This window comes from Rhodococcus sp. BS-15 (assembly GCF_000813105.1).
GTDB lineage: Bacteria > Actinomycetota > Actinomycetes > Mycobacteriales > Mycobacteriaceae > Rhodococcoides.
Genome location: NZ_BAOX01000047.1, coordinates 1 through 23,931, shown reverse-complemented (window position 1 = coordinate 23,931; position 23,931 = coordinate 1). Strand labels below are relative to the sequence as shown.

At 63.1% G+C, this 23,931-nt stretch carries 21 protein-coding genes and 2 pseudogenes; 9 read left to right on the top strand and 14 right to left on the bottom strand.

The genetic code is table 11. The features are described 5' to 3' along the window. The 8 genes from RHBS_RS08570 to dnaA form a co-directional block, all read right to left on the bottom strand. The coding region (locus tag RHBS_RS08570) for an ATP-binding protein (RefSeq protein WP_237669103.1) at positions 1–515 on the bottom strand (515 nt) is incomplete at its 3' end. 256 nt (positions 516–771) lie between these two features. Further along, positions 772–1,905, bottom strand: a complete 1,134-nt coding sequence (locus RHBS_RS08565; protein ID WP_374700557.1) for a 2Fe-2S iron-sulfur cluster-binding protein — start codon at positions 1,903–1,905, stop codon at positions 772–774. Next, on the bottom strand, positions 1,902–2,696 hold the full coding sequence (locus RHBS_RS08560; protein ID WP_237669102.1) for a metal-dependent hydrolase: 795 nt from the start codon (positions 2,694–2,696) through the stop codon (positions 1,902–1,904). The genes RHBS_RS08565 and RHBS_RS08560 overlap by 4 nt, the downstream gene beginning before the upstream one ends. 291 nt (positions 2,697–2,987) lie before the next feature. Next, positions 2,988–3,551 carry a DUF721 family protein gene (locus RHBS_RS08555; RefSeq protein WP_128645352.1) on the bottom strand — a complete coding sequence of 188 codons (564 nt, stop codon included), beginning with the start codon at positions 3,549–3,551 and terminating at the stop codon, positions 2,988–2,990. Then, positions 3,548–4,798, bottom strand: a complete 1,251-nt coding sequence (gene recF / locus RHBS_RS08550) for a DNA replication/repair protein RecF (RefSeq protein ID WP_128645351.1) — start codon at positions 4,796–4,798, stop codon at positions 3,548–3,550. The genes RHBS_RS08555 and recF overlap by 4 nt, the downstream gene beginning before the upstream one ends. Continuing rightward, the gene (gene gnd, locus RHBS_RS08545; protein ID WP_121871635.1) at positions 4,799–5,725 is read right to left on the bottom strand and encodes a phosphogluconate dehydrogenase (NAD(+)-dependent, decarboxylating); all 927 of its coding nucleotides are present in this window, start codon (positions 5,723–5,725) and stop codon (positions 4,799–4,801) included. 65 nt (positions 5,726–5,790) lie between these two features. After that, complete coding sequence (gene dnaN, locus RHBS_RS08540) at positions 5,791–6,975, bottom strand: DNA polymerase III subunit beta (protein WP_128645350.1); 1,185 nt, start codon at positions 6,973–6,975, stop codon at positions 5,791–5,793. Between the two features lie 583 nt (positions 6,976–7,558). Then, entirely contained in the window at positions 7,559–9,091 is a 1,533-nt protein-coding gene (dnaA, locus tag RHBS_RS08535; protein WP_121872823.1) for a chromosomal replication initiator protein DnaA, read from the bottom strand. Between the two features lie 622 nt (positions 9,092–9,713). On the opposite strand from dnaA, the gene rpmH reads away from it, so the two are divergent. The 9 genes from rpmH to RHBS_RS08490 all read left to right on the top strand — a co-directional run bounded on the left by rpmH (position 9,714) and on the right by RHBS_RS08490 (position 17,935). Beyond that, complete coding sequence (gene rpmH / locus RHBS_RS08530; protein ID WP_026347786.1) at positions 9,714–9,857, top strand: 50S ribosomal protein L34; 144 nt, start codon at positions 9,714–9,716, stop codon at positions 9,855–9,857. A gap of 30 nt (positions 9,858–9,887) precedes the next feature. Further along, a complete protein-coding gene (gene rnpA / locus RHBS_RS08525) occupies positions 9,888–10,268 on the top strand; it encodes a ribonuclease P protein component (protein ID WP_128645349.1) in 381 nt (126 codons plus the stop codon). Beyond that, the gene (gene yidD, locus RHBS_RS08520; protein ID WP_128645348.1) at positions 10,265–10,594 is read left to right on the top strand and encodes a membrane protein insertion efficiency factor YidD; all 330 of its coding nucleotides are present in this window, start codon (positions 10,265–10,267) and stop codon (positions 10,592–10,594) included. Before rnpA ends, yidD begins: the two co-directional genes overlap by 4 nt. A gap of 4 nt (positions 10,595–10,598) precedes the next feature. After that, positions 10,599–11,690 carry a membrane protein insertase YidC gene (yidC, locus tag RHBS_RS08515; RefSeq protein WP_128645347.1) on the top strand — a complete coding sequence of 364 codons (1,092 nt, stop codon included), beginning with the start codon at positions 10,599–10,601 and terminating at the stop codon, positions 11,688–11,690. A gap of 190 nt (positions 11,691–11,880) precedes the next feature. After that, complete coding sequence (locus RHBS_RS08510; protein ID WP_187298423.1) at positions 11,881–12,390, top strand: R3H domain-containing nucleic acid-binding protein; 510 nt, start codon at positions 11,881–11,883, stop codon at positions 12,388–12,390. 1,762 nt (positions 12,391–14,152) lie between these two features. Next, positions 14,153–14,830, top strand: coding sequence for a 16S rRNA (guanine(527)-N(7))-methyltransferase RsmG (rsmG, locus tag RHBS_RS08505; RefSeq protein WP_121871627.1), 678 nt, complete (start codon positions 14,153–14,155; stop codon positions 14,828–14,830). A gap of 81 nt (positions 14,831–14,911) precedes the next feature. Beyond that, positions 14,912–15,922: a ParA family protein gene (locus tag RHBS_RS08500; RefSeq protein ID WP_121871626.1), complete on the top strand. Its 1,011-nt coding sequence runs from the start codon at positions 14,912–14,914 to the stop codon at positions 15,920–15,922. A gap of 4 nt (positions 15,923–15,926) precedes the next feature. Next, positions 15,927–17,003 (top strand): ParB/RepB/Spo0J family partition protein, encoded by a 1,077-nt coding sequence (locus RHBS_RS08495; protein ID WP_094611397.1) that lies wholly within the window; start codon positions 15,927–15,929, stop codon positions 17,001–17,003. Positions 17,004–17,257: 254 nt separating this feature from the next. Beyond that, positions 17,258–17,935, top strand: a complete 678-nt coding sequence (locus RHBS_RS08490; protein ID WP_121872822.1) for a GNAT family N-acetyltransferase — start codon at positions 17,258–17,260, stop codon at positions 17,933–17,935. Between the two features lie 32 nt (positions 17,936–17,967). Here RHBS_RS08490 and RHBS_RS08485 read toward each other — a convergent pair. The 6 genes and pseudogenes from RHBS_RS08485 to RHBS_RS08460 form a co-directional block, all read right to left on the bottom strand. After that, positions 17,968–19,161: pseudogene (locus RHBS_RS08485) on the bottom strand (N-acetylmuramoyl-L-alanine amidase). Between the two features lie 136 nt (positions 19,162–19,297). Then, positions 19,298–19,630 carry a thioredoxin gene (trxA, locus tag RHBS_RS08480; protein WP_121871624.1) on the bottom strand — a complete coding sequence of 111 codons (333 nt, stop codon included), beginning with the start codon at positions 19,628–19,630 and terminating at the stop codon, positions 19,298–19,300. A 35-nt stretch (positions 19,631–19,665) separates the two neighbouring features. After that, positions 19,666–20,654, bottom strand: a pseudogene (trxB, locus tag RHBS_RS08475) (thioredoxin-disulfide reductase). Positions 20,655–20,780: 126 nt separating this feature from the next. Next, the gene (locus tag RHBS_RS08470; RefSeq protein ID WP_128645345.1) at positions 20,781–21,509 is read right to left on the bottom strand and encodes a hypothetical protein; all 729 of its coding nucleotides are present in this window, start codon (positions 21,507–21,509) and stop codon (positions 20,781–20,783) included. Between the two features lie 59 nt (positions 21,510–21,568). Further along, a complete protein-coding gene (sigM, locus tag RHBS_RS08465) occupies positions 21,569–22,150 on the bottom strand; it encodes an RNA polymerase sigma factor SigM (RefSeq protein WP_121871622.1) in 582 nt (193 codons plus the stop codon). Positions 22,151–22,249: 99 nt separating this feature from the next. Continuing rightward, positions 22,250–23,931, bottom strand: a 1,682-nt coding sequence (locus tag RHBS_RS08460) for a protein kinase family protein (RefSeq protein WP_187298422.1), incomplete at its 5' end; no start/stop codon positions are given.

The window sequence follows — 23,931 nt, the reverse complement described above, 5'->3', positions numbered from 1 at the left end:
GTACCGGTCTCACCGGTATCCCCGACGGTCTCGAGGGGGCTGGGCTTGGCGTAGTCGTAGGTCTGCTTGTAGCGATGACCGTCGCGCGCGATCTGCAGTTCGACCTTGGTCGAGAGCGCGTTCACCACCGAGATGCCGACGCCGTGCAGGCCACCGGACACCGCATAGGAGTCGGAGTCGAACTTGCCGCCTGCGTGCAACTGCGTCATGACGACCTCGACGGTGGGAACACCGGAGGAGTGCATGGCGACGGGAATTCCTCGACCGTCGTCCTTGACCTCGACGCTGCCGTCCTCGTGGATGGTGACGTCGACGGTGGAGGCATAGCCGGCCATGGCCTCGTCGACGGAGTTGTCGACAACCTCCCAGATCAGGTGGTGCAGGCCTCGTTCACCGGTGGAACCGATGTACATACCGGGCCTCTTACGGACCGCTTCCAGGCCCTCGAGGACCGTGATGGAGGAAGCGCCGTAATCCTTGCTGTTCTCGTTGTTACCTGACTTCTGGGCAGCCACGGTTAGCTGGTTCTCCTTCTACGCGTCCACTACCCCGCTCACACCTGTCGCAGGTGCTACCGCAGGGCCGGCACGGTCGTTTCCGCCGTGCTCGATTCCATGCGTTTGTTCCGGGCTTGATGTCGTACCGGTCCATAGTACTGGGTGGCTGCGACAGCATGGGGACGATGACACCCCTAAAAGGCCCCTGATTGCTTCACAGGCGCATTTTTTCGATGTCGGACGACAAAGATGAAGGGTGAAACGAGCGGCTCCGCTAGAGATCGAGCACAATCCGTTCGCCCTCGGACCGCGAGACGCAGATCAACATCTCGTGTTGCTGCTCCTCGGCCGTGAGCCGATTCTCTCGATGCTGCGGTGTTCCGCTCAGCACTCGAACCCGGCACGTCCCGCAGAACCCCTGCTGGCAGGAGTACGCCACATCCGGGCGCAGACGCCGAATGGCATGCAGCGCAGTCTCGTCCGAACCCACTGCGATGACCTGACCGGAATCGACGAGCTGCACCTCGAACTCGGCGCCGTTCTTCACCGGCGGAGGCGAGAACCGCTCGAAGTGCAGATGTGTCGCGGGCAACGAGTCGAACGAGGCGCGAACCAGATCGATCATCGGCGGCGGTCCGCAGACGTAGACCGAACCGCCGGGTGCCGCGGCACCGAGCAGATCCATGCTCGACGGCATGCCGTCCACATCGTCGGTGCGCACCGTCACGCGATCGGCCTCCCAGTCGGCGATCTCGTCGAGGAACGGCATCGATTCACGCGAACGTCCGCAGTAGACCAGGTGCCAGTCCATCCCCGTCTCCCGAGCCCGGCGCACCATCGAGATGATGGCGGTGATCCCGATTCCTCCGGCGACGAACACTGCATGCTCGGACCGGACGAACGGAAAACCGTTGCGCGGACCCCGAATTGCGACCTCGGTGCCGACCGGAAGATCGTGCATCTCGCGCGACCCGCCGCCGCCGTCGGGCACCAGGCGCACCGCGATGGAGTACGAGTCGGCATCCGGTCGTCCACACAACGAGTACTGCCGACGGCGTCCGGACGGGAGATAGAAGTCCAGATGCATTCCCGGTGCCCACGCAGGCAGCACCGCGCCGTCGGCGGCCGAGAACGTCAGTTGGACCACCTGCTCGTCGACGCACAGCACCTCGCGTGAGACCACGGTCAGCAATCGGGTGCGGGCGACGGGCGGCGCCGCGAACGACGCGTCGTAGTCGTCACCGTCGAGCAGAGCGAACCATTTGTCGAGCGCATCGGTTACCAGCGACACGGTCTGATCGGGCTCGTCACGGCCGTACAGATTCTTCGGAATCGTGCGTCCCATTCGGAACGAGTCCACCATCTGTGCCATTGCGCCGAGCTTGCTCCGCAACGTGCGTTTGGTCATCGATCGGCGGACCGAGCTGCCGGTGAGGTGGCCAGATACTGCACTGCCTGCGCCGTCGACCCTTCCTGGGAGGGGTGGTACGTGCGCTTGAAGTAGCGAAGCGACGCCTTCACCATCGACATCGGGGTCGGGAACAGACCGGCCTTGGCCACTCGGCGAAATTCTCGGAACGAGGGTGTGCGCTGCTTGGGTGGGAGGTGCGCCAGCGTCGGATCCTGGCTCATCAGATAACGAACACCGCGGGTCCAGAACCACACAAGGGTGGGCGCGATGACGACATACGTACGAATCCGGCGGGCCGGACGGACGTCGAAGTATCGCATCACCTCGTAGGCCACCGATCGATGCTCTACTTCCTCGGCTCCGTGCCAGCGCAGCAGATCCAGCATGATCGGATCGACGTCGGCCTCGTCCAACTCCGTGGCATTGAGAACCCAATCGCCGAGGAAGGCGGTCAAGTGCTCGGCGGCGGCAATGAGGGCGAGACGCTCGACCAGACTGTTCTGGCCGTGCCCGGACCTGTTGCCGAGGGCGCGGCCGAACAGGAACTTCATCTGATCGACGTACGGATCGACATCGATGCCGTGCGCCCGCAGCTGATCGTGGACATCGGTGTGCGCCTGCGCATGCATGGCTTCCTGGCCGATGAATCCGATCACGTCGTCGCGCAGCTGATCGTCGTGGATGAGCGGCAGCGCTTCCTTGAACGTGCGCACGAACCATTCCTCACCCTCGGGCAGGAGCAGGTGCATCACGTTGATCAGGTGAGTCGCGAGTGGGTTGCCGTCCATGTAGTGCAGCGGCAGAGATTCCCAGTCGAACTCGACATTTCGAGCATGCAGAATGACACGGTCTTCGGGGTTCCGTCCACATCGACGGCCGCTGTCGATGCCTTCTTCGTTGGTGCAGACACAACTTCTCCTCGTCCGATGGCCGCGTAGAACATCTTCATCGATCCCCCGACCGCTGAGTGTCGCGAATCACGCTACGCACATCGACCATGTCACAGCAACACTGGCCCCAACATCTGTTGAGGATCACCTGGACCAGCCGGTTCGAGAAGCCATCGTTGGGACGTCTCACTATCCGTACGTGTCACGTGGGCCCCGTCCACGCACGTGACGCTCGCCCTTTCTCCAGCTCTGCGTCGTCGGACCGGTGATGCGCAGAGAGGTCACCACGCCGTGACCGACGGCCGCTGCGATCTTGGCCAGAATCTGCGATTGCATCAGCCTCAACTGTGTCGCCCACGCCGTGGACTCCGCCGAAATGCTCAACACTCCGTCCTTGAGACCGGTGGGATCCGCGTGAGCCGAGATGTCCTCACCCACCACGCTGGGCCACCGGCCCAGCACCGCACCCTCGGACACCTTGGCCGACCACCCACGCTTGGACGCGATCGAGTTCGCCAATGCCCCGAAGGCCTGCGGATCACGGTCGTCGGGCCCGGCTCCCGACCAACCGCGTCTACGACGGCCCCGCAGTGCTCGAACTCCGCCGGTGGGCGACGACCGTCCCTGCCCCACCGATTTGCCACTGGCCTTGGCTGCGGCCCGGGCGTCCTCGAGTGCTCGACGCGCCAGATCGACGCCTTTCAATTCCGGTACCTCACCGTTGCCCGGGGACGTCGCGTCGTCGTCGGTCATCGATCCTCACCTTCCGAACGTGCGATTCCGGTATCGTCCGACAACTCGGAGATGCGCGAGATACGGCCTGCTGCACCGGAATCCGAGTTCTGCGTTGCCTCGACCCCGTAGCGCCTTGCATCGAGTTCGGGAGGTACGTCCTCCGGTACCGCCGCCGTGATGAGGACCTGCTCTGCGCCGGCGGCCACCGTCGCCAGCGCCGCGCGCCTCTTTCGGTCGAGCTCGGCGAACACGTCGTCGAGCATCAGGACCGGGTCCGTACCGTCCTCCCGCAACAACGCAAAGGAGCCGAGCCGCAACGACAGTGCATACGACCACGATTCACCATGGCTGGCAAAGCCTTTGGTCGGTTGATCACCGAGCATCAACTCCAGGTCGTCGCGGTGCGGTCCCACCAGGCACACCCCGCGTTCGATCTCACGCTGTCTCATCACCGAAAGTTGATGCAGGAAAGCAGCTTCCAACACCTCGATGTCATCGGTTTCGGGGGCACGATCGGCATCGGAGAACTCCGGCGGGAGCGCATCGGCCAGACTGCAGCGATAGGCGACCGCAGCCAACCGCGATTCCGGCGCGATCGAACTGTAGGCCTGTTGCACGAAAGGCATCAGCTCGTGCACCAAAGCTATTCTGGCAGCGAGCAATCGAGCTCCGTGCGCCGCGAGATGACCGTCCCAGACGTCCAACGTGGCAAGGGCACTCGCGCCGTCGCCCGACGACGATCCGCGGCGCAACGACCCACTCGCCGTCTTGAGCAGAGCCGAACGTTGCCGCAGAACCTTGTCGTAATCGGCACGGACAGTGGCCATTCGAGGAATACGAGTGGTGAGCAGCTCGTCGAGATAGCGTCGTCGCTCGCCGGGATCGCCGCGGACGAGCGAGAGATCCTCGGGAGCGAACAGCACACTCTGCAACACGCCCAGGATCTCGCGGGGGCGCCGCAGCGGTGATCTGTTCATCCGAGCCTTGTTGGCCCTGCCTTCGAGAAGCTCCACATCGATGATCAGTTCCCGACCGTGATTGACCACGGCGCTGCCCACGAACGCCTTGGCGGCGCCTGCCCGAATCATAGGAGCGTCCGAGGACACACGATGGGAGGACAACGTCGACAGGTAATTGAGCGACTCGAGCAGATTGGTCTTGCCGTGTCCGTTGGGCCCTACGAACACGGTCGAGCCCGGTCCGAGGTCGACGGTGAGGTCGTCCCAGGATCGGAAATCGTGTAGCTGCAGAGACCGGACGAACACTTACTCGGTGTTCTTCGGCGCCGGGGCGCGCAGCGTCTCGTCGGCATCGGCCTTCTTGACCGCATGCCCGCCGAACTGGTTCCGCAGTGCAGAGACAGCCTTCATTGCAGGCGAATCCTCTTGCCGCGACGCAAATCTCGCGAACAGCGCCGCGGAGATCACCGGCGCCGGGACAGCGTGACGGATGGCTTCCTCGACGGTCCAGCGTCCTTCACCGGAATCCTCGGTGTACCCGGAGATCTCGCTGAACTCCGGATCCTGACCGAGAGCTTCGACCAACAGATCGAGCAGCCACGACCGCACGACCGTGCCCTTGCTCCAGGCCCGCAGCACGCCTTGCACGTCCTGCACGAGTTCTTCGGCTTCGAGGATCTCGTAACCCTCGGCGTAGGCCTGCATCAACCCGTACTCGATGCCGTTGTGCACCATCTTCGAGTAGTGACCGGCACCGACCGGACCGGCATGCACGAAGCCGTCCGCGCGCTCGCCCTCGGGACGCAACGCATCGAAGATCGGCATCGCACGGGCGACGTGCTCGTCCTGACCACCGACCATCAGGCCGTAACCGTTCTTCAGGCCCCAGACGCCACCGGATACTCCGGCATCGATGTAACCGATTCCCTTGGCATCCAACAGTTCTGCATTGGGCTTGTCATCGGTGAAGCGAGAGTTGCCGCCGTCGATCACCAGATCGCCCGGCTCGAGCACATCCGCCAGACCGGTGACGGTATCGCGAGTGATCTTGCCCGACGGAACCATCACCCACACCACCCGAGGCGCCGTCAACGACTGCGCAAGACCGGCCAGTGACGGAGTATCGGTCACCTCGGGTCGGGGGTCGTAGCCGATGACCTCGTGACCGTGCTCGCGCAGTCTCTCGCGCATGTTGAAGCCCATTTTTCCGAGACCGACCAAGCCCAGCTGCATGATGAGGCGTCCTTGTCTGTGTCAGGTGCGAAAGTTCCCGCGGGTTCAACAGTAACCAGACCGGATCAGCCCGGCAGCCTGACCGGCATCAGCAAGTACGTGTACTCGGACTGCGGCGCCGCGAACTTGCCTGCGTCGTCGGGAACGAGTTCCTCGTCCGAGGTCGGCCGCAGCACTGCGGGCCGGCTCGGCGTCGTGAATCCGAACGTGACCTTCTCGCTGTGCAGTGACGACAGTCCGTCGATGAGGTAGCCGGGGTTGAAGGCGATGGTCAGGGCCTCACCCTGGAAATCGGCAGGCAGTGCCTCCTCGGCGCGGCCTGCATCGTCGCCGCCCGCGGACAGCAACACGCCCTCCGCGTTGAATTCCAGGCGAACCTGGGCTCCACGCTCGGCAACGAGAGCCACACGCTTGATGGCCTCGATCAGCGACGCGATCTCGAGGGTCGCCACCGCGGTGTGTTCGGCCGGCAGCAACTGACGGAACTTCGGGAATTCGGCGTCGAGCAGACGAGTGGTGGTGCGGCGCCCGTCGCTGACGATGCCGAGCAGGCCGTCGCTACCGATGGACGATCCGGAACCCAGAGCGAGTTCGACGGGTGAGCCGGCGTTGCCGCCGAGCGTCTTCGCAGATTCGGAGAGGGTCTTGGCCGGGATCAGCACCTCAGTGGTGGTGTCGGCGCCGGCGGGAGTCCACTCCACCTCTCGAACCGCCAACCGGAAACGGTCGGTGGCAGCGAGAACGACGTTGGTGCCGTCGATCTCCACGCGAATACCGGTGAGCATCGGAAGCGTGTCGTCCTTGCCCGCCGCAATGGCGACCTGGGCGATGGCCTCGGAGAAGACGTCACCGGCCAGCGAACCGGTGTTGGTGGGCAGCTCGGGGAGCTGCGGGTAGTCCTCCACCGGCATCGTGGGCAGCGAGAACTTGGCGCTGCCGCAGTTGACCAGAACGCGGGTTCCGTCGACCGTGACGTCGACCGGCTTGTTCGGCAACGACTTCGTGATGTCGGCAAGTAGCTTGCCCGACACCAGAACTCGGCCGGCAGTGGCAACTTCGGCCGACACCTTGACCTGAGCGGAGACCTCGTAGTCGAACCCGGAGACCGTCAGACCCTGCTCGTCGGCGGCAAGAAGAACTCCACCGAGGACGGGAACGGGCGGCCGGGACGGCAGGCTACGGGCCACCCACGCGACGGAATCGGAAAAATCTTCACGAGCAACGCGAAACTTCAAACTTCCAAGCTCCATCGCTCGGCATTTCCTCTCGTTCGGTGGCGTTCGGTGTCACGGCCGGAGCGATGCAACCACGATGGTTGCGGCTCGAACCGATGCAACGACGAGTGTGGCACATCCAGCGCAAGCACACCGTATGCCCTCCGAACCGAAGACGGAAGCGCGAGGGTCTCGCCGAACATGGGATTCGGGTGATCTCGGAGGGCCTGTGAACGGATCGTTCCCCAACACCTGTTTTCAAAGAAGTTCTTTCAAGGAGAAAACAGAAGTATTAATAGGTCCTGTGGAATCTGTGCACGGACCATTCGATCCGCTGGTGGCCGAGCGTGGTGTCGTGGGGATGAACTCGGGACCAATTCGTGGTTGACGAACCGCTGCCTGTGGACGAATCACATCGGTGCACAGGCGCCCACACTCCATCCCCAGAACTTCGATGTTGTCCACATGGTTATCCACAGGTGTGAATCAATGGTCGACGCCTCGAAAATTCATCGGATTCGCGTCGAAAATCGGTCCGGCGAATGACGAGATACAGCGACGGCACCGAACCCGCGATGGGATTCGGTGCCGTCTTCTGCGTTCGTTCGTGCCCGGTCGGCTACCGCTTCGAGCGCTGCTTGATCCGCGCGGTCAGCTCCTGAACCTGGTCGTACACCTTGCGACGCTCGGTCATCTCCTTGCGAATCTTCTTGTCCGCGTACATCACCGTCGTGTGGTCGCGACCGAACGTCTGGCCGATCTTGGGCAACGACAGATCGGTGAGCTCGCGGCAGAGATACATGGCGATCTGCCTGGCCATGGCCAGTGCTCTGGCCTTGCCCGGCCCGCACAGGTCCTCGATGGAGGTGTTGAAGTACTCCGCTGTCACGGCCATGATCGTGGCCGCATTGATCTCCAGACTCGACGAATCGGGGATCAGATCGCGCAGAACAACCTCGGCCAGAGTGAGGTCGAGTGCTTGTCCGTTGAGCGATGCGAAGGCCGTCACTCGAATGAGGGCGCCTTCGAGCTCACGAATGTTGCGTTCGATTCGGCTGGCGATGAGCTCGAGCACGTCGTGCGGCACATCGAGCCGGTCCATCCGAGCCTTCTTGCTCAGAATGGCGATACGCGTCTCGAGCTCGGGCGGCTGCACATCTGTGATCAGGCCCCACTCGAAGCGGGTACGAAGCCGCTCCTCGAGCGTGGCCAACTGCTTCGGTGGTCGGTCGGACGAGACGACGATCTGTTTGTTCGCGTTGTGCAAGGTGTTGAAGGTGTGGAAGAACTCCTCCTGGATGCCTTCCTTGCCCTCGATGAACTGGATGTCGTCGACGAGCAGCACGTCGGTCTCCCGGTAGCGGCGCTTGAACGCCACCTTGCGGTCGTCTCGAAGACTGTTGATGAAGTCGTTGGTGAATTCCTCGGTCGAGACGTATTTCACGCGCATGCCCGGGAACAGTCGCTGCGCGTAGTGGCCGGCCGCGTGCAGCAGGTGAGTCTTGCCCAGTCCCGACGCCCCCCACACGAACAGTGGGTTGTACGCGCGAGCAGGTGCTTCGGCGATCGCCACCGCGGCTGCGTGTGCGAACCGATTGGAGGCACCGATGACGAACGTGTCGAAGGTGTACTTCGAGTTGAGGCTGTTGGCACCCGAGGACGGCGGCGTCGAATCGGGAGGCTTCGTGAAATACGTCGGCCACGAGTTCTGGACGCTGGCGAGAGCCTCGCGTTCGTCGTCGACCTCTTCGTAGTCTGCCGTCTCGGAGTCCGACGGCTCGTCGTCTCTGCTGGTCAGGATGCGTCGCCGGTAGGTCGGAGAGCTTGCGGCATCGGGGTACGTCGATCGCTCGGAGTCGATTTTCTCGTCTTCGGGAGCCGAGATACGCACTCCGAGTCCCTCGACACCCTGTCCCAGATGACGCCCGAGGGCGCCGAGGATCGGTTCGCGAAGATCTCGTTCGATCGCTTCCTGCGCAAAGGTCGACGGGACTGCGAGCAGCGCGAACCCCTGCGTCAAGGTCAGCGGTTTGACCAGAGCGAGCCAGGCCTTCTGGCCTTTGGTCAGCGGCGACCCACTGTGTCGGTCGGATGTGAGCTCCGCGACCACCTCGGGCCAGATGCGCGCGAGCGCATCCGGATCGTCGTTCACGTTGGGCCCTCCGTCGTCGAGCATTGGTCTCGGGCGGTGTTCGACGCATGAATCCGCGCGCCGTTTCGTACCCGCGCGGCAACGACGTCGGATAGCGTCGTCGTTCGTGCGTCGCTGCGGCCGAGACCAGGGTCCGTTGGTGGACCCCGCAAGGTACGAATATGCCACCTGAACTGTGTTTCCACACAATTATCCACAGGTGTGGATAAACGACACCGATGTGACCCCAGAACGGGTTGCGGCTCGTGCTATGACAATTACGCCAGTCTGACCTGCACCGATGTCGACTGTCTGTAGTGCGATCGGTGGACTTGTGTCGTAGCGCGCGGTCGTTCGGCGGCTATTTCGGCGAGTATCACACCGTCGGTGGCCGGAAACCGGCACTGCCTGTGTATGAACGACGGCACTGACCGCTCGAGCGCGAGTTTGACCGGCGGTGACTCGATCAGTACTCTCGAACAGTCACCCAATAGCGAGGTGGCCGATGCTTGCTGGCTGCTTACAGTCTGTCTTCACTCGGATTTCTCGCTCGGGAGGCAAGCGAGTCCATCCGGACTCGCTAGGAACCTTTCCAGAAGTCGCCGACAGATCGGCGTCTTTTCAATCTCGAGGAGTGTTGACCGTGGCCAAGGGCAAGCGGACGTTCCAGCCGAACAATCGCCGCCGCGCGCGCGTTCATGGCTTCCGTCTTCGTATGCGTACCCGTGCGGGTCGTGCAATCGTTTCCGCACGTCGCGGCAAGGGCCGTAAAGAACTCACAGCCTGATATCTGTTCGTCCGAAGCTTGGAGCTCGGGATGCTTCCTGAGCCGAATCGACTACACCGAGCACGTGATTTCTCCGTAGCGGTGCGTCGAGGACGCCGAATGGGTAGATCGGATCTTGTGGTTCACGTCGTCGTGCGTGACGAACAGGACATCGCATCGACCGTTCGCGGGCCACGATTCGGATTGATCGTCAGCAAGGCAGTCGGGCCGGCCGTAACTCGTCATCGAGTTGCGCGCCGGCTTCGGCATATCTGTACCGACGTTATCGGTGAGCTCCCCGAGACCACCGACGTGGTGATCCGCGCACTGCCCGGAGCCGCGCGGGCGTCCTCGGCAGATCTATTGATTCAACTGCGTTCAGGATTGAAGAAGCTCGGTCTTCTCGAAGCTCCGAAGGGTCCGCCGTCATGACATTCATGGGCAACCTTCGTTCCATTCCTGCTCGAACACTCGTCTACATCATCGGGTTGTACCGGACCTACGTGTCCCCGATAAGACCTCCCACCTGTCGCTTCTCCCCCACCTGCAGTGAATACGCCATCGAGGCGCTCCAGGTGCACGGGATTACGAAGGGCTCTTTGCTGGCAGTCGTCCGCCTCCTCAAATGTGCTCCCTGGCACTCTGGAGGCTGGGACCCGGTACCCGAACCCGGTAGGTGGCGCGCGATCGTCACCGAACCGACCGAAACCGAAGAACACCACGATCTCGCGCGAGTGGAAGAACAGAGGAGTACATAGAGCCGTGCTCGACTTCATTTACTACCCGGTTGCCTGGATTCTCTGGGTGTGGCACAAGGTCTTCGGCTTTGTGTTCCAGGATCCCAGCAATGGGTTCGCCTGGGCACTGTCCGTCGTCTTCCTGGTCTTCACCCTCCGCCTGATTCTGTACAAGCCCTTCGTCAAGCAGGTCCGCACCACGCGGCAGATGCAGGAGCTACAGCCGCAGATCAAGGCTCTGCAGAAGAAGTACGGCAAAGACAAGCAGAAGATGGCCGTCGAGATGCAGAAGCTCCAGAAGGAGCACGGCTTCAATCCGCTGATGGGCTGCCTTCCGGTGCTGGCCCAGGCACCGGTGTTCATCGGCCTGTTCCACGTGCTGCGCTCGTTCAACCGCACCGGTACCGGCTTCGGTCAGCTCGGGTTGACTCCCGAGGAGAACCGCGAGCTGTCGAACTACGCGTTCAACGTGGCCGATGTGCAGTCCTTCCTGGACGCTCGACTGTTCGGTGCCCCGATCTCGGCGTGGATCACGATGCCGCAGGATCAGCTCAACGCATTCGCAGTGGGCCCCGACGCGACCATCCCGTCGACGTGGGTCATCGTGGCCGTCTCGGTCCCGTTGATGATCGTCGCGGCGATCATGACGCACATGAACTCGCGTGCTTCGGTTGCACGTCAGAGCGAAGCGGCAGCGGCGAACCCGCAGTCCGCGATCATGAACAAGCTCGCCCTCTATGTCTTCCCGCTCGGCGTTCTCGTGTTCGGTGCCCTGCTGCCCGTCGCGATCCTGCTGTACTGGGTCAGCAACAACACCTGGACCTACGCCCAGCAGCACCTCGTGTTCGGAAAGATCGACAAGGAAGAAGCCGCGAAGGCCGCAGCCGCGGTGGAGAAGCGTTCCGAGAATGCGCCGAAGCCCGGTGTGAAGCCCGTGTCGACCACCAAGCCGAAGCCTGGTGCACGCCCCAAGCTCTCGAAGATGACGCCGACAAGCGATACGTCCACGGCGGAAACCGGCGAGGGCATTTCCGGTCCGACGACCGGTGCCGCGACGCCGGCCAAGCCGAGACCGCAGGCGAACCGGAACAAGTCGACCAAGCGCAAGCGGCGCTGACCGACACGTCGAGAGAAGGACGAACATGGCAGCGGACGTAGAAGAAGCTCAGAACGACGAAGTACAGACAGCCGGTGCGGTATCCGGAGATGGAGCAAGTGACGTGGTGGTCGAGGCCGATCAGGTGAGTGCAGGCGACGTGGAGGCAGTCCAGACTCCCGTGGTCGAGGGATCCGAGGACTCGGGCGTCGTGGAGGACAAGACCGACGACGTGTCCGACGATGAGGACGAGGACGACGAGGATTATCTGGTCGAGGAAGGCGAGATCGCGGGCGACTACCTCGAACAACTGCTCGACGTCCTGGACTTCGACGGGGACATCGATCTCGACGTGGAGGGTGACCGCGCCATCGTCAGCATCGACGGCGGCGACGATCTCGCCAAGCTCGTGGGCCGCAAGGGTGAAGTTCTCGACGCACTGCAGGAGCTGACTCGGTTGGCCGTTCAGCAGTCGACGGGTGAGCGCAGCAAGCTGATGCTCGACGTCGCCGGCTGGCGTGCGAATCGGCGTACCGAACTCGGCAACCTCGGTGCCGAAGCAGCGCGCCGGGTACTCGAATCCGGTGAGCGCGAAGAACTGACCCCGATGACTCCGTTCGAGCGAAAGATCGTGCACGACGCGGTCGCCAAGATCGACGGCGTCGCGAGCGAAAGCACCGGCGTCGAGCCGGCTCGGCGAGTAGTCGTCGTCAAGGCGTAAACAGAGTTTCGCAGTCGATGGCCCCCACTTCGGTGGGGGCCATCGTTGTATCCGGATGTAGCGGAACTCTCGGATGAATGTCATGGATGTAATTTGCACGCCGGGTAGACGACGATGTTGCCGGTTCGATCGATTTTCTCGCCGGATTCGCAAGATCCAGTCATGCACTGCGCTTTCGTCACTGTGACGGCAAAGACGAGGTGACGCGTCGACATCGAGCACACGTTGTTCGGATTTGTTTCACGTGAAACGAGGGGTTCGTTCTACCCATTGGAGACTTTCGATCGGAGCGATGCGCGGTACGCGGGTGTAGGAACGGGAGGTTTGGTGGGCCTTCCGAGACGGACCGCAATACCACCGGTTTCACGTGAAACATTGCGATGCTGATTGGCCGCGGATCGTTTGGGCCCATCACGTGAAAACAAAATCGAAATGATTCTGCGAAAGATCGGCGAACGCAGCGATCGAAAAGTCGGTGCCGTCGAACCGAGAGGGCAACGCGAGTCGGATCTTCTCCGGCGTTCACTGCCGATTCGAACACCGGTCCAGATCGGCTTTTTGGGATCCGGCGATCAGCACGACAAAGCAGTCCACGACGCCAGGCTCGATCACTGACACCGTCACCGTCGATAGGTCTCGACGGTTGTGAGAGTCGGGCCTGCCGGTCGAAGAGACATAGTCGGCGACTGGAGACACAGGGACGATCCCAATGCGGGGATGACGCCACTCGCCAATCTCTCGAGACGTTTACATGTCGGCGAGGCAACCACGTCTGCGTAGCGAATTGATCGCTCTGCTTGCCGGTCGGAATTTCGACGGTCTCTGTGCAGGGAGACCACTCGGCCTGATGTTGTGCGGCCGGGACAGTTGCCCTCGTGGCGATCGCTTGTCGGTCGACGGTGTAAGGCTGTCGAGCCAGTGGGCCGAGCCGGACGAGATGAAGATGCGGATCGAGTTCGGATCCAGCGTCCGTGTACTCGAGTCGATGATGATGCGATCGAGAACGGACTCGTGTCGGTCCCCTCCCCCGGCCGGGTTCAGGATGGAGATCGATGGTGTGCAGAACGTCTTCGCGGTGGATCATGACCGACCGTTCATCGAGGCGACTGTGTGTCCAACCGTGAGCCCGGCGCTGTCATGGAGGCCGAGAGCAATTTCTTCGGGTGTCCATCGGCTGCCCGCTGGCGATCGACGGCGCGCCCGGACAACACTGGGGACTGAGTCGACGGTGATTGAGTTTCACGTGAAACATTGTCATCGATGGCCAGTCGTATCGAGGTAGTCAGCCATAGACATGGATGCGTTCGGCGGCGGGGTGAATCTCCACGAGGGATCGGGACCGAGGTGATGGTGAAGAAAGCGTCGATAGCTACCCGTCGACTTCCGTCGTCTGCCGACGAGGGCGGTTCAAACCGATCGACTACGTCTGCTCATCTCCTATCGATTTGTCGGGCAGTCGGGTAGCGCGTCACCCATCGAGTCGTTGCGCGATAGCCGGACGGCTGCGAGCCGTCGGACGAGAAGTTTCACGTGAAACATGACGTGGGGTCGGGAGATCTCGAGTCGCCGACGGGACCGGCAGTTCGATCCGCTTGGACCGATTCGGCCGAACCTCGGAATGGCTCCCCATTCGTGCATCGTCACGCCTCCGTCCGAAAGTCGCTCGCATGGTGCCCCTCCCTGTCGCTGATCGAGGTGTGAATGTCGCGATCCGTCGAGTTACAGCGATGTCGTTTGGCGTTCCGCGCCCGGGCACGGGAAGATGTTTCACGTGGAACAAGAAGGCTCGGATAGCAATCAGTTGATGGCCGTGGCAGAGCAGATCTTCGGTGATCGGCTGGAGTTGGCGCGGAGGTATCACGACTCGTTGGCAACGGCGGGAGTCGAGCGAGGCCTCATCGGACCGCGTGAAGTTCCACGGCTCTGGGAGCGACACATCCTCAACTGTGCGGCGATCGGTGAGCTCATCGATGAGGGCGAGACCGTCGTGGATATCGGTAGTGGCGCGGGCTTGCCCGGGATCCCGCTGGCAATCGCGCGACCAGATCTGCGTGTGACTCTCGTCGAGCCCCTCCTGCGCAGAACCGTCTATCTCGCCGAGTTCATCGAGGAACACGATCTGAACATCTTGGTCGTGCGTGGCCGCGCGGAGCAGCCCGGCGTCAAGAAGGAAGCTGGCGGTGCCGACGTGGTCACGTCGAGGGCAGTGGCGCCATTGGAGAAGCTCGCCAAGTGGTCGCTTCCTCTGGTCCACGAGCACGGTCGGATGTTGGCTCTGAAGGGTTCGAGCGCCGGAGAAGAGATCGAACGAGACCGGACTTCCCTCACTCGGATGGGTGCTGGCAAGCTGGAGGTAGTGGAGTGTGGAGTGGGACTGTTGCCCACTCCCACCATCGTCGTCAGAGCGGTGCGTGAGCCGCGGAGACTGAGTCGTCACTGATTTCGATCGTGGGCTCATACGTCCCGCGCTCGATCCGATCGATCGTATTGAACACAGTCAGTTCCGCACTAAGGAGCACATATGTCGGGTGGGTCCGATCCCGCTGTTTCACGTGAAACAGCGTCCAAGAAGAACTCGTCGAACAACTCGGAGGACAAGTCGGGGGTGACGGCCAACTCCGGGTTCGAGTACACCAATGCGATCTCACCGAACGACACCCCCATCGGCGCTGCGGCACATCGAGCCAGCCAGGTTCTGCATCCCGGATCCGTATCGCTGCCGAAGCCGGCGAAGCGACGCATGCTGACGATCGCCAATCAGAAGGGTGGCGTCGGGAAGACGACGACCGCCGTGAACCTGGCTGCCGCTCTTGCGCTCCAAGGCCTGACGGTTCTGGTGGTCGATCTCGACCCCCAGGGCAACGCCAGCACCGCATTGGGCGTCGAGCATCACTCGGGTGTGCCGTCGAGCTACGAGGTCCTCATCGGCGAGGTGAGCGCCAAGGACGCCGTGCAGAAGAGCCCGCACAGCGACAGGTTGTTCTGCATCCCGGCAACCATCGACCTCGCCGGAGCCGAGATCGAGTTGGTGTCGATGGTCGCCCGCGAAGGGCGCCTCAAGACGGCGCTGTCCGTGGAGGAGCTCGCCGGCATCGATGCGGACTTCATCCTGATCGACTGCCCGCCATCGCTCGGTCTGCTGACGGTCAACGCGCTCGTCGCTGCGACCGAGGTACTGATCCCCATTCAGTGCGAGTACTACGCGCTCGAAGGTGTGGGTCAGCTGCTCCGCAATATCGAGCTGGTGCAGTCGCATCTGAATCCTGAACTCCACGTCTCCACCGTGATCCTGACGATGTACGACGGGCGAACCAAGTTGGCAGACCAGGTCGCGGAAGAGGTACGCAAGCACTTCGGGGACGCCGTCTTGCGCGCCGTCATTCCTCGCAGTGTGAAGGTATCCGAGGCTCCCGGGTACGGCATGACGGTGCTGGACTACGACCCCGGTTCACGTGGTGCGATGAGTTACCTGGACGCCGGACGAGAGCTCGCTGCCCGATCGGCCGGCATCGACGAAGCACGGAAGAAGTGAGCAGATGAGTTCGACACGTAAGGGTGGTCTGGGTCGCGGCCTGGCCTCACTCATCCCCACCGGACCTGATGCCGGACCACGCCTGGGCAATGCCGCGGCAGACGTGATCATCGGCGCGGATCGCAACGCCAAGGACCGTCCGGACACGTCCACCAAGCCGAAACGAACCGCACCGGCAGACGATCTCACCGAGACTGCAACGGCACCCACTCCGACACCTCCGGTACTGAGTGGAGACGACCTCTCCCCCGTCGGTGCCGTCTATCGCGAGATCGCACCGGATCGAATCGAAGCCAATCCGAAGCAGCCGAGACACGTCTTCGACGACGAGTCGTTGGCCGAACTGGTTCACTCGATTCGTGAATTCGGGCTCATGCAGCCCATCGTGGTTCGTCTCGTATCGGGTTCTGCTGCCGCCGGTGACGCAAAATATCAGCTCGTCATGGGCGAGCGTCGGTGGCGTGCAAGCCAGGAAGCCGGCCTCGAGTCGATCCCTGCGATCGTTCGGGAGACCGCGGACGACGCGATGTTGCGCGATGCCTTGCTCGAGAACATCCATCGGGTGCAGCTCAATCCGCTCGAAGAAGCGGCCGCGTACCAACAACTGCTCGAGGAATTCGACGTCACGCACGAGGAGTTGGCCGCGAAAATCGGTCGATCACGTCCGGTCGTCACCAACATGATTCGTCTGTTGAAGCTGCCGATTCCCGTGCAGCGACGAGTGGCGGCCGGAGTTCTGTCGGCCGGCCATGCCCGCGCGTTGCTGTCGTTGGACGCTGGGTCGGATGCGCAGGAGTCGTTGGCGGCGCGAATCGTCGCCGAAGGTCTCTCCGTTCGCGCCACCGAAGAGGCCGTCACCCTCGCCAATCGGGAGGACGGAAAGAGCCCGGAACCGGCGCCCCGGCGCAAGCCGATTCAGATGCCGGGCCTCCAGGACGTCGCCGATCGCCTCTCGGATTCGTTCGATACGCGGGTGACGGTCAGTCTCGGCAAGCGAAAAGGCAAGATCGTGGTCGAATTCGGTTCGGTCGACGACCTCCAGAGGATCGTCGAGATGATGGAAGCACAGAAGAAAAAGTAGCGGTGAATTTTCAGGACCAGTCATACGCGGTAGAAACGTCACTGTGACGTAGCTCGGTCGAAGACGGTCTCGAAAGTTCGTAATTTGCTCGAAAAGTATTGTGATATAACACATTTGAAAGATTCGGTCGGCTCGACAGGTCAGGTTATCGGATCGCAGGAGTGGAGCCTGCGGAACGACCCGTGTGACATCCTTGTCGAGGAGCGAATCGGGAATTCTCGCGTAAGACGAGTGCACGAAGGCTGAGGTAAGTGGTGTCGGCGATGGTGACCGGAGTGACGCTCGGTTCGTTCGAGCATTTGCCGACGCATTCGCGGCGGTGCAGCTTCTGGGTACTCGATCCCGCGTCGGAGAGTTCGTCGGTCGATCTCGAGTTCGAGAACGAAGTATGGCTGTCGACGATCATGCTCGAGTGGGGATCGTGTGGGCAGTTGCTGTCCGTGGACGGTAGGACGATCGGCTGCGCGCTCTACTGCCCACCCCGAGCAGTTCCCCGCGCGGGTACGTTCCCGACTTCGCCCGTCAGCCACGATGCAGTTCTACTGACCCAACTCCGGATCGACTCCCCGGACGACGCCGACATGCATTCGGCCACGTTGATCCAGGCGGTCGTGGGCGATCTCGTCAATCGTGGAGTTCGCGCTCTGGAGGCGTTCGGTATTCGGCGCAACGCCGACGATGCTGCGGCGGTTCCCAACGCCACCGCCCAACTGACATGTTCGGCGTCGACGTGCATGATCGAAGCGGATTTTCTCGAGAAGGTGGGGTTCGAGGTGATTGCTCCCCACCACAGATTCCCGAGACTCCGGCTCGAGCTCGATCGCGATCACGGGTGGAAGCAGGACGTCGAATCTGCACTCGAGCAGTTGCTGATCGCGGCCAGCATCTCCGTTGTCGACATCGAGCAGAAGTCGACGGTCGGGGCGCGCTGACCACTCACCGCGACGCGTTCGTGCGCGGTAGCTCAGGGACGATCGGAGGCAGCGAGTTCTTCGGCGAGCAACTCGGCGAAGGTGAACGTTCCGGTCGGCTGATCGTCCTGACCGAGTAGGTACAGACGCTTGACGGCGATCAGAATCGCTTCGGCGATGATGTCGCGGAACCGCGGGTCGCTGAGCACCTCGACGTCGGATTCGTTGGTGAGGTAGCCGAGGTCGATCTGAATGGTCGGCATGTTGGTCAGGCGCAACAGATCCCACGTGCGGCCATGGCTGCGGCAGTCCAGAAGCGGTGTGCGGGCGACGATTTCACGTTGCACGTAGCTGGTCAGTACCTGACCGATCATCGAGGTGGATCCGTGCGAGTTACCGAAGTGGAAACTTGCTACGCCGTTGGCCACGGGCTGGTGCTCGATGCGCAGCGCAACGAGATCATCAGATCGGCGCCCCAGGCATTGGCGGTCTCGGCGCGGTCGGCGACCGAGGGATTGGTTCCGCGCGCACGGGAAAGGAAGGTCTCCATTCCGGTCGCGGCCATGCGGCCCTCGAGTCGACTGGCCAGATCCCACAGAATCTCGGATTCGGAGACGCGGCCGAAAGCTCCGTCGACGATGCGTCCGGTGTCTGCTCCGCCGAGATCGGGGTCGATGACGATGCGCTTGCCGGTCAACTGTGGTCCGGACTTACGAACGAGTTCTTCCTCGCTCATGGCGTGCGGCGATCCACCGGTGACGCGTGTTCCGAGAAGATCGAGAGAACGCAGAGTCGCCGGCCCACAGATGCCGTCCGGGGAGAGTCCGATCTCGCGCTGGAACGAGGACAGACCCTCGTGTGTGCGGGGACCGAAGAAGCCGTCGACGCGTTCGCTGTAGAAGCCGAGATCCTGGAGTCTCGTTTGCAACGAGGCGACGTCGTCGCCGTACAGCGGAGCGGACAGCTGGTAGATGAGGGTTCGAGCGCCGAGGCGGTACGAGGCTTCTTTCAACGCGCGATACGTGGCCGGGCCGACCACACCGTCGACCAACAGGCCGCGGTGTTGCTGAAAGGCGCGCACGGCACCTCCGAGGGCACCGTCGAACACCGAACCGGGAGCCGTCCAGTGGCCGTCGGCCATCGGACCTGGGGGGAACTACCGCCTCATGAAGAAAGCCGAGTGCCGACAGAGTGCCGCGGACCTCGGCGACGGCGGGTCCGGAATCGCCGTGACTGAGTTCCTGCATCCTCGACAAAGCCTCTCGATCGTTCCGACGGCACTCACACCTTGCGGCTGATGTGCCGATGCCGAAGCATCGGCACATCAGATGATTGTCGCAGAAAGACTGGCTTCCGCTGCAATCCACACTGTGTGCAGGTGAGTCAGATAACGCCTTCGAGGTCCTTGAGCAGCGCTGCCTTGCCCTTTGCGCCGACAATTTGTTTGACCGGCTTGCCGCCCTGGAAGAGGATCATCGTCGGAATCGACATGACCTTGAAGTCGCGAGCGGCCTGCGGGTTGGCGTCGATGTCGAGCTTGGCGATGGTGAGCTTGTCCTTGTGCTCGGCCGCGATCTCCTCGAGAACCGGGGCGACCATCTTGCACGGGCCGCACCAGGTGGCCCAGAAGTCGACCAGGACGGGCTTCTCACTGGTCAGAACATCGTCGACGAACGACGCGTCGGTGATGGTGACAGTGCTCTTGTCGTCGGACATTTTCTATCTCCTCGATGTTGGTGGCTCGGTGCCTGTCAGGCGTTGACGGCGTCGACCGGTTGGTCGGCGTGTTCGAGCGTGTTGGTGGTGATATCGCCCTGCTCGGCCAACCAACGCTCGGCGTCGATCGACGCGGTGCAGCCCGTACCCGCAGCGGTGATGGCCTGCTGGTACACGTGGTCGACGAGATCTCCGGCAGCGAACACGCCCTCGACGGAGGTGGCCGAAGAGGGCGACGCGACCTTGACGTAGCCGGCGTCGTCGAGCTCGACCTGACCCTTGACCAGCTCGTTGCGGGGATCGTGGCCGATCGCGACGAACATTCCGGTCACGTCCAGGGTGGTCTTCTCGCCGGTTTCGGCGTGCTCGAGCGATAGTCCGGTGACGCTGGTGTCGCCGAGGACCTCGAGCACCTTGGTATCGGTGAGGAAGCGGATCTTGTCGTTGTTCTTGGCGCGCTCGAGCATGATGCGCGACGCACGGAACTCGCTGCGGCGGTGCACGATCGTGACACTGCGGGCGAATCGAGTGAGGAACGTCGCTTCCTCCATGGCCGAGTCGCCACCACCGATGACGGCGATGTCCTGATCGCGGAAGAAGAAGCCGTCACAGGTGGCACACGCGCTGACGCCGCGTCCGAGCAACTTCTCCTCACCCGGGATGGACAGGTAGCGAGCTGCTGCGCCCATGGCGAGGATGATCGCACGAGCCGGTAGGTCTCGCCGCCGGCAGAGACAGTCTTGATCGGGCCCGTCAGGTCGAGCTCCTCGACGTCCTCGGTCCGGATGTCGGCACCGAATCGCTGCGCTTGCTCGCGCATCTGTTCCATCAGATCGGGGCCCATGATGCCCTCGCGGAACCCGGGGAAATTCTCGACCTCGGTTGTGGTCATCAGCGCACCGCCGAACTGCGTTCCCTCGAACAGGATCGGTTCCAGTTCCGCCCGTGCGGCATAGACGCCGGCGGTATAACCGGCCGGTCCCGAGCCGACGATGATGAGATCGTGAACCTTGGGGGTACTCAATGCAGACCTTCCGATCTTGTGCGGCGTGAACTTACCGTCGAAAGCCAGGTGCGCACAGCACACGCCGGTCGACGTACATCTGGTCAACACCACCCTAGAGGGAGTTGTTCCCCGGTGAGAGATCTGTCAGCCGATATCACGACGCGTCAGCACGTCCGGGTTGGCGGTGCCGCAGTCGTTGCCCACAGCGAGGGCGATGAACTGTGCGGGCTGTGCTCCGGCGAGGACGAGCAGGGTTCCGTCTCGGCCGTCGACGCGCACTCGGCTGGATCCGAGAACGGTGGTGGCCGGATCCACATCGTTGGACTGCAGACAGGCAGCGAGGTCGGCCGGATCGGCCAACGCTCCGGGATCGCGCTTGCCGATGATGCTGAACGCAAAACCGGAATCGAGGTCGGCGGAATCGAGCACCAGAGACGTATCCGGAAGCTGGGACGGGTCGGCAGCGATCGATTCCGGTTCGCTCGGGGTGTACAGGACTGCCACGACGGAAGCCGAGCCGGCCGCCAGAAGTGCTGCGGCAGCTGCGGTTCCGAGAACGATACGGCGTCTTCGCGGACGGAGCGGAACGACGACGCCTGCCGCGGGGGCCGATTGCTCGACCGTGTGGAGCGTGCGATCGATCTGCTGGGCGACGTCGGGCGGAATCGGCAACGTCCCGGTGGGGTCCTCGCCCACCTCGTGCAGTCGAGCCGAGACGGCGTCGAGACCGGCGAGGATCCGCATCGAATCCTCGTCGAGACGAACCAGTGGCCACAGTCGTCTGCTGACGTCCTCGGGAAGTGCATCCGCATGCAGATCGGCGAGCAGTTCCGGCGAGAACGGGGCTTGTGGAGCGTCGGTGCTCGACGGCACGTTCCTGCCTCCCTTCGCCGAATCTGCTTTCTCTCTCACACGGTATAGACGCGAGAGGGTCAGATTCGGTTCCCTGCATCTTTCAGGTACGCGAGCTGCGTCGAGAGCTTGAGCCGGCCGCGGGCGCATCGACTCTTGACGGTACCGGTGGGAACGCCGAGCAATGCGGCAGCGTCGGCCACCGAGAAACCCTCCATGTCCACGATGACCACGGCTGCGCGTTGATCTGGTGGCAACGTCATCAGAGCCTGCCTGACGAGAATGCTCGTCTCCGTCTCGGAGATCCGATCCCTCGGTGAAACCGGCTCGTGACTTTCGTTCTCGCTCAACGGAACCGACGGCCGTGCCTTGTTTCTGCGGATGCGGTCGAGGCAGGCATTGACGACGATCTTGTGCAACCAGCTTCGGACTGCGGCGTCGGCGCGGAACGACCCGGCCGTGCGATGGGCGGAGAGCAGGGCCTCCTGCAGAGCATCGGAGGCGTCCTCGGGCGTGTAGCTGGTGCGCCGAGCCGTCAGCCACAGATGTTCGTGATGTCGGTAGATCAGCGTGGCGAAGGCGTTCGGCTCCCCGGCCGCATGGGCAGCCAGAAGCTCCGCATCCGTGCGCTCCCCTGGCGCCGAATCGAAACGTTCGGTCATACGAAAACGGCTCCCCCCGTGTTAACGCATTGGGGGGAGCCTAGGCCATCGAGACCGCGAAGTACGAAACGAGCCCGAATCGGTTACCGAATGCCCGATCTAGGAGTCGAAACCGATCCCGGAGATCGAGGTGGCGATGCGGCCACCCTGCTCACCGAGCGTGGTGATCCAGACGAGCACGTTCCCGGTCGGTTCCGCGTCGGTGAGGGCGATATCGGTTCGGCCGTTCTGCAGGGTGGCTTCACCGAGCAGAGTGGTGTCGCTCAGGCTGGGTGAGTCGTTCGGGGCCGACCGGATCTCGACGACGGTTCCCGGAGACGTCGATTCGATCCACGCGTTCTGCAGCGTCGAGGACGGAATGGACACGAGCAGCCCGACGCCGTTCTTGAGGGCCGGGAACTGCTGGAAGTACGAGTCGGTCGTCCACGCTGTGCTGGGGTCGTTGTCGATCACATTGGAGGCGGTACTCGGGTTGTCGGCGGAACCCTGGGGTGAGAACACGCTGACGTCGTCCAGCGCCACGGGTCCTCCGGTCGGAGCCGGGGGTGCCGCGGGATCGGCTGCGGGCGGTGCCTCGGCCGGAGTGGTGAGACCGAAATCCTGGGTGTCGAGCGGAGTGTCGGTGTCGTTGCCTGCAATCGAAGTGAACAGCCAGAAGCCGGCGAACGCGAGCACCACCACCGTCAGGGCACCGAGTACCGCGATGGCGATGTTGGTGCGCATCGACTTGGCCTTCTCCGCGGCGATCTCCTCGGGATCGGCGAGCGAGTGCCCACTGGCACCGGGCGCTCGCTGTCCCAGTCGCAGCGCCGGCATCAGATCGGTCTTGTCGTTGACCACTGCTGCTTGATCGAGGACGTGCTGCACGGTGGCAGCGGTGCGGATTCCGCTGTTCTGTTCCAATGCCCGCACTGCGACGGCGGAGATCTCGAACGGAACGTCCGGACGCACCTGCCTCGGCTCGAGCGGGGCACCCTTGTCGTCGCGGTCGGCCGGGCGCATGCCACCGACGCTGCGTGCCGGAGCTGCATCGCCGGATACGACGGCACCGCCGGTGGTATCGGACAGCGGCCACTTGGCGGTGATCAGGGCGTAGAGCATCGCGCCGAGACCGCGAACGTCCGAGCTGGGGTCTGCGTCGGCCAGTGTCGCCGGGAAGGCGAGGACGGCATTGCCGCTCGAGCTGATGCGCACTCGATCGGGGTGATCGATCGACAGGGCACCTCCGCTGCGGTGCGCTGCCTCGGCCGCTGCGGCCAGGACCTTGATCGCACGAGCTGCGCCGGTGGGTGCAGGCACGGTGTCGGCCATTTCGCGCAGTGAGCGACCGGGAGTCCACTCTGCGACGACGATGCCGCCGGAGCTGCCACGCACCACGTCGAGCACGCGGGCGAGGCCGGGCGAATTGATCCGACCCAGACGCAGCGTGCGCGAGAGAATCGCCTGCGGCCCCTGAGTGCGGTCGTCGGTCGAGGCGGTCGACTGCTGATCGGCATCGACGAACGTCAACGCGACCTCGCGATCGAGCTTGACGTCGTGCGCCTGCCAGAACTTGAGTCCACGCGCGCCGCCGTGCGGTGCCAGCAGTCGGTACCGTCCACCGGCAACGGAGGCACCGGGAATGAGCGTCGGGCCGCGGAGCGTGCGCTCGGGAGCGCTGGCCGGGGCGGTTGCAGTGGCGACCTCGTCCGTGGCGGCCGACTCGGAAGTATCGGTTGTGGCCGGTGCCGCTTCGGTCTTCTCGGAATCCGCGTCAGCCGCGGGCTTCGACTCCTGCGTGG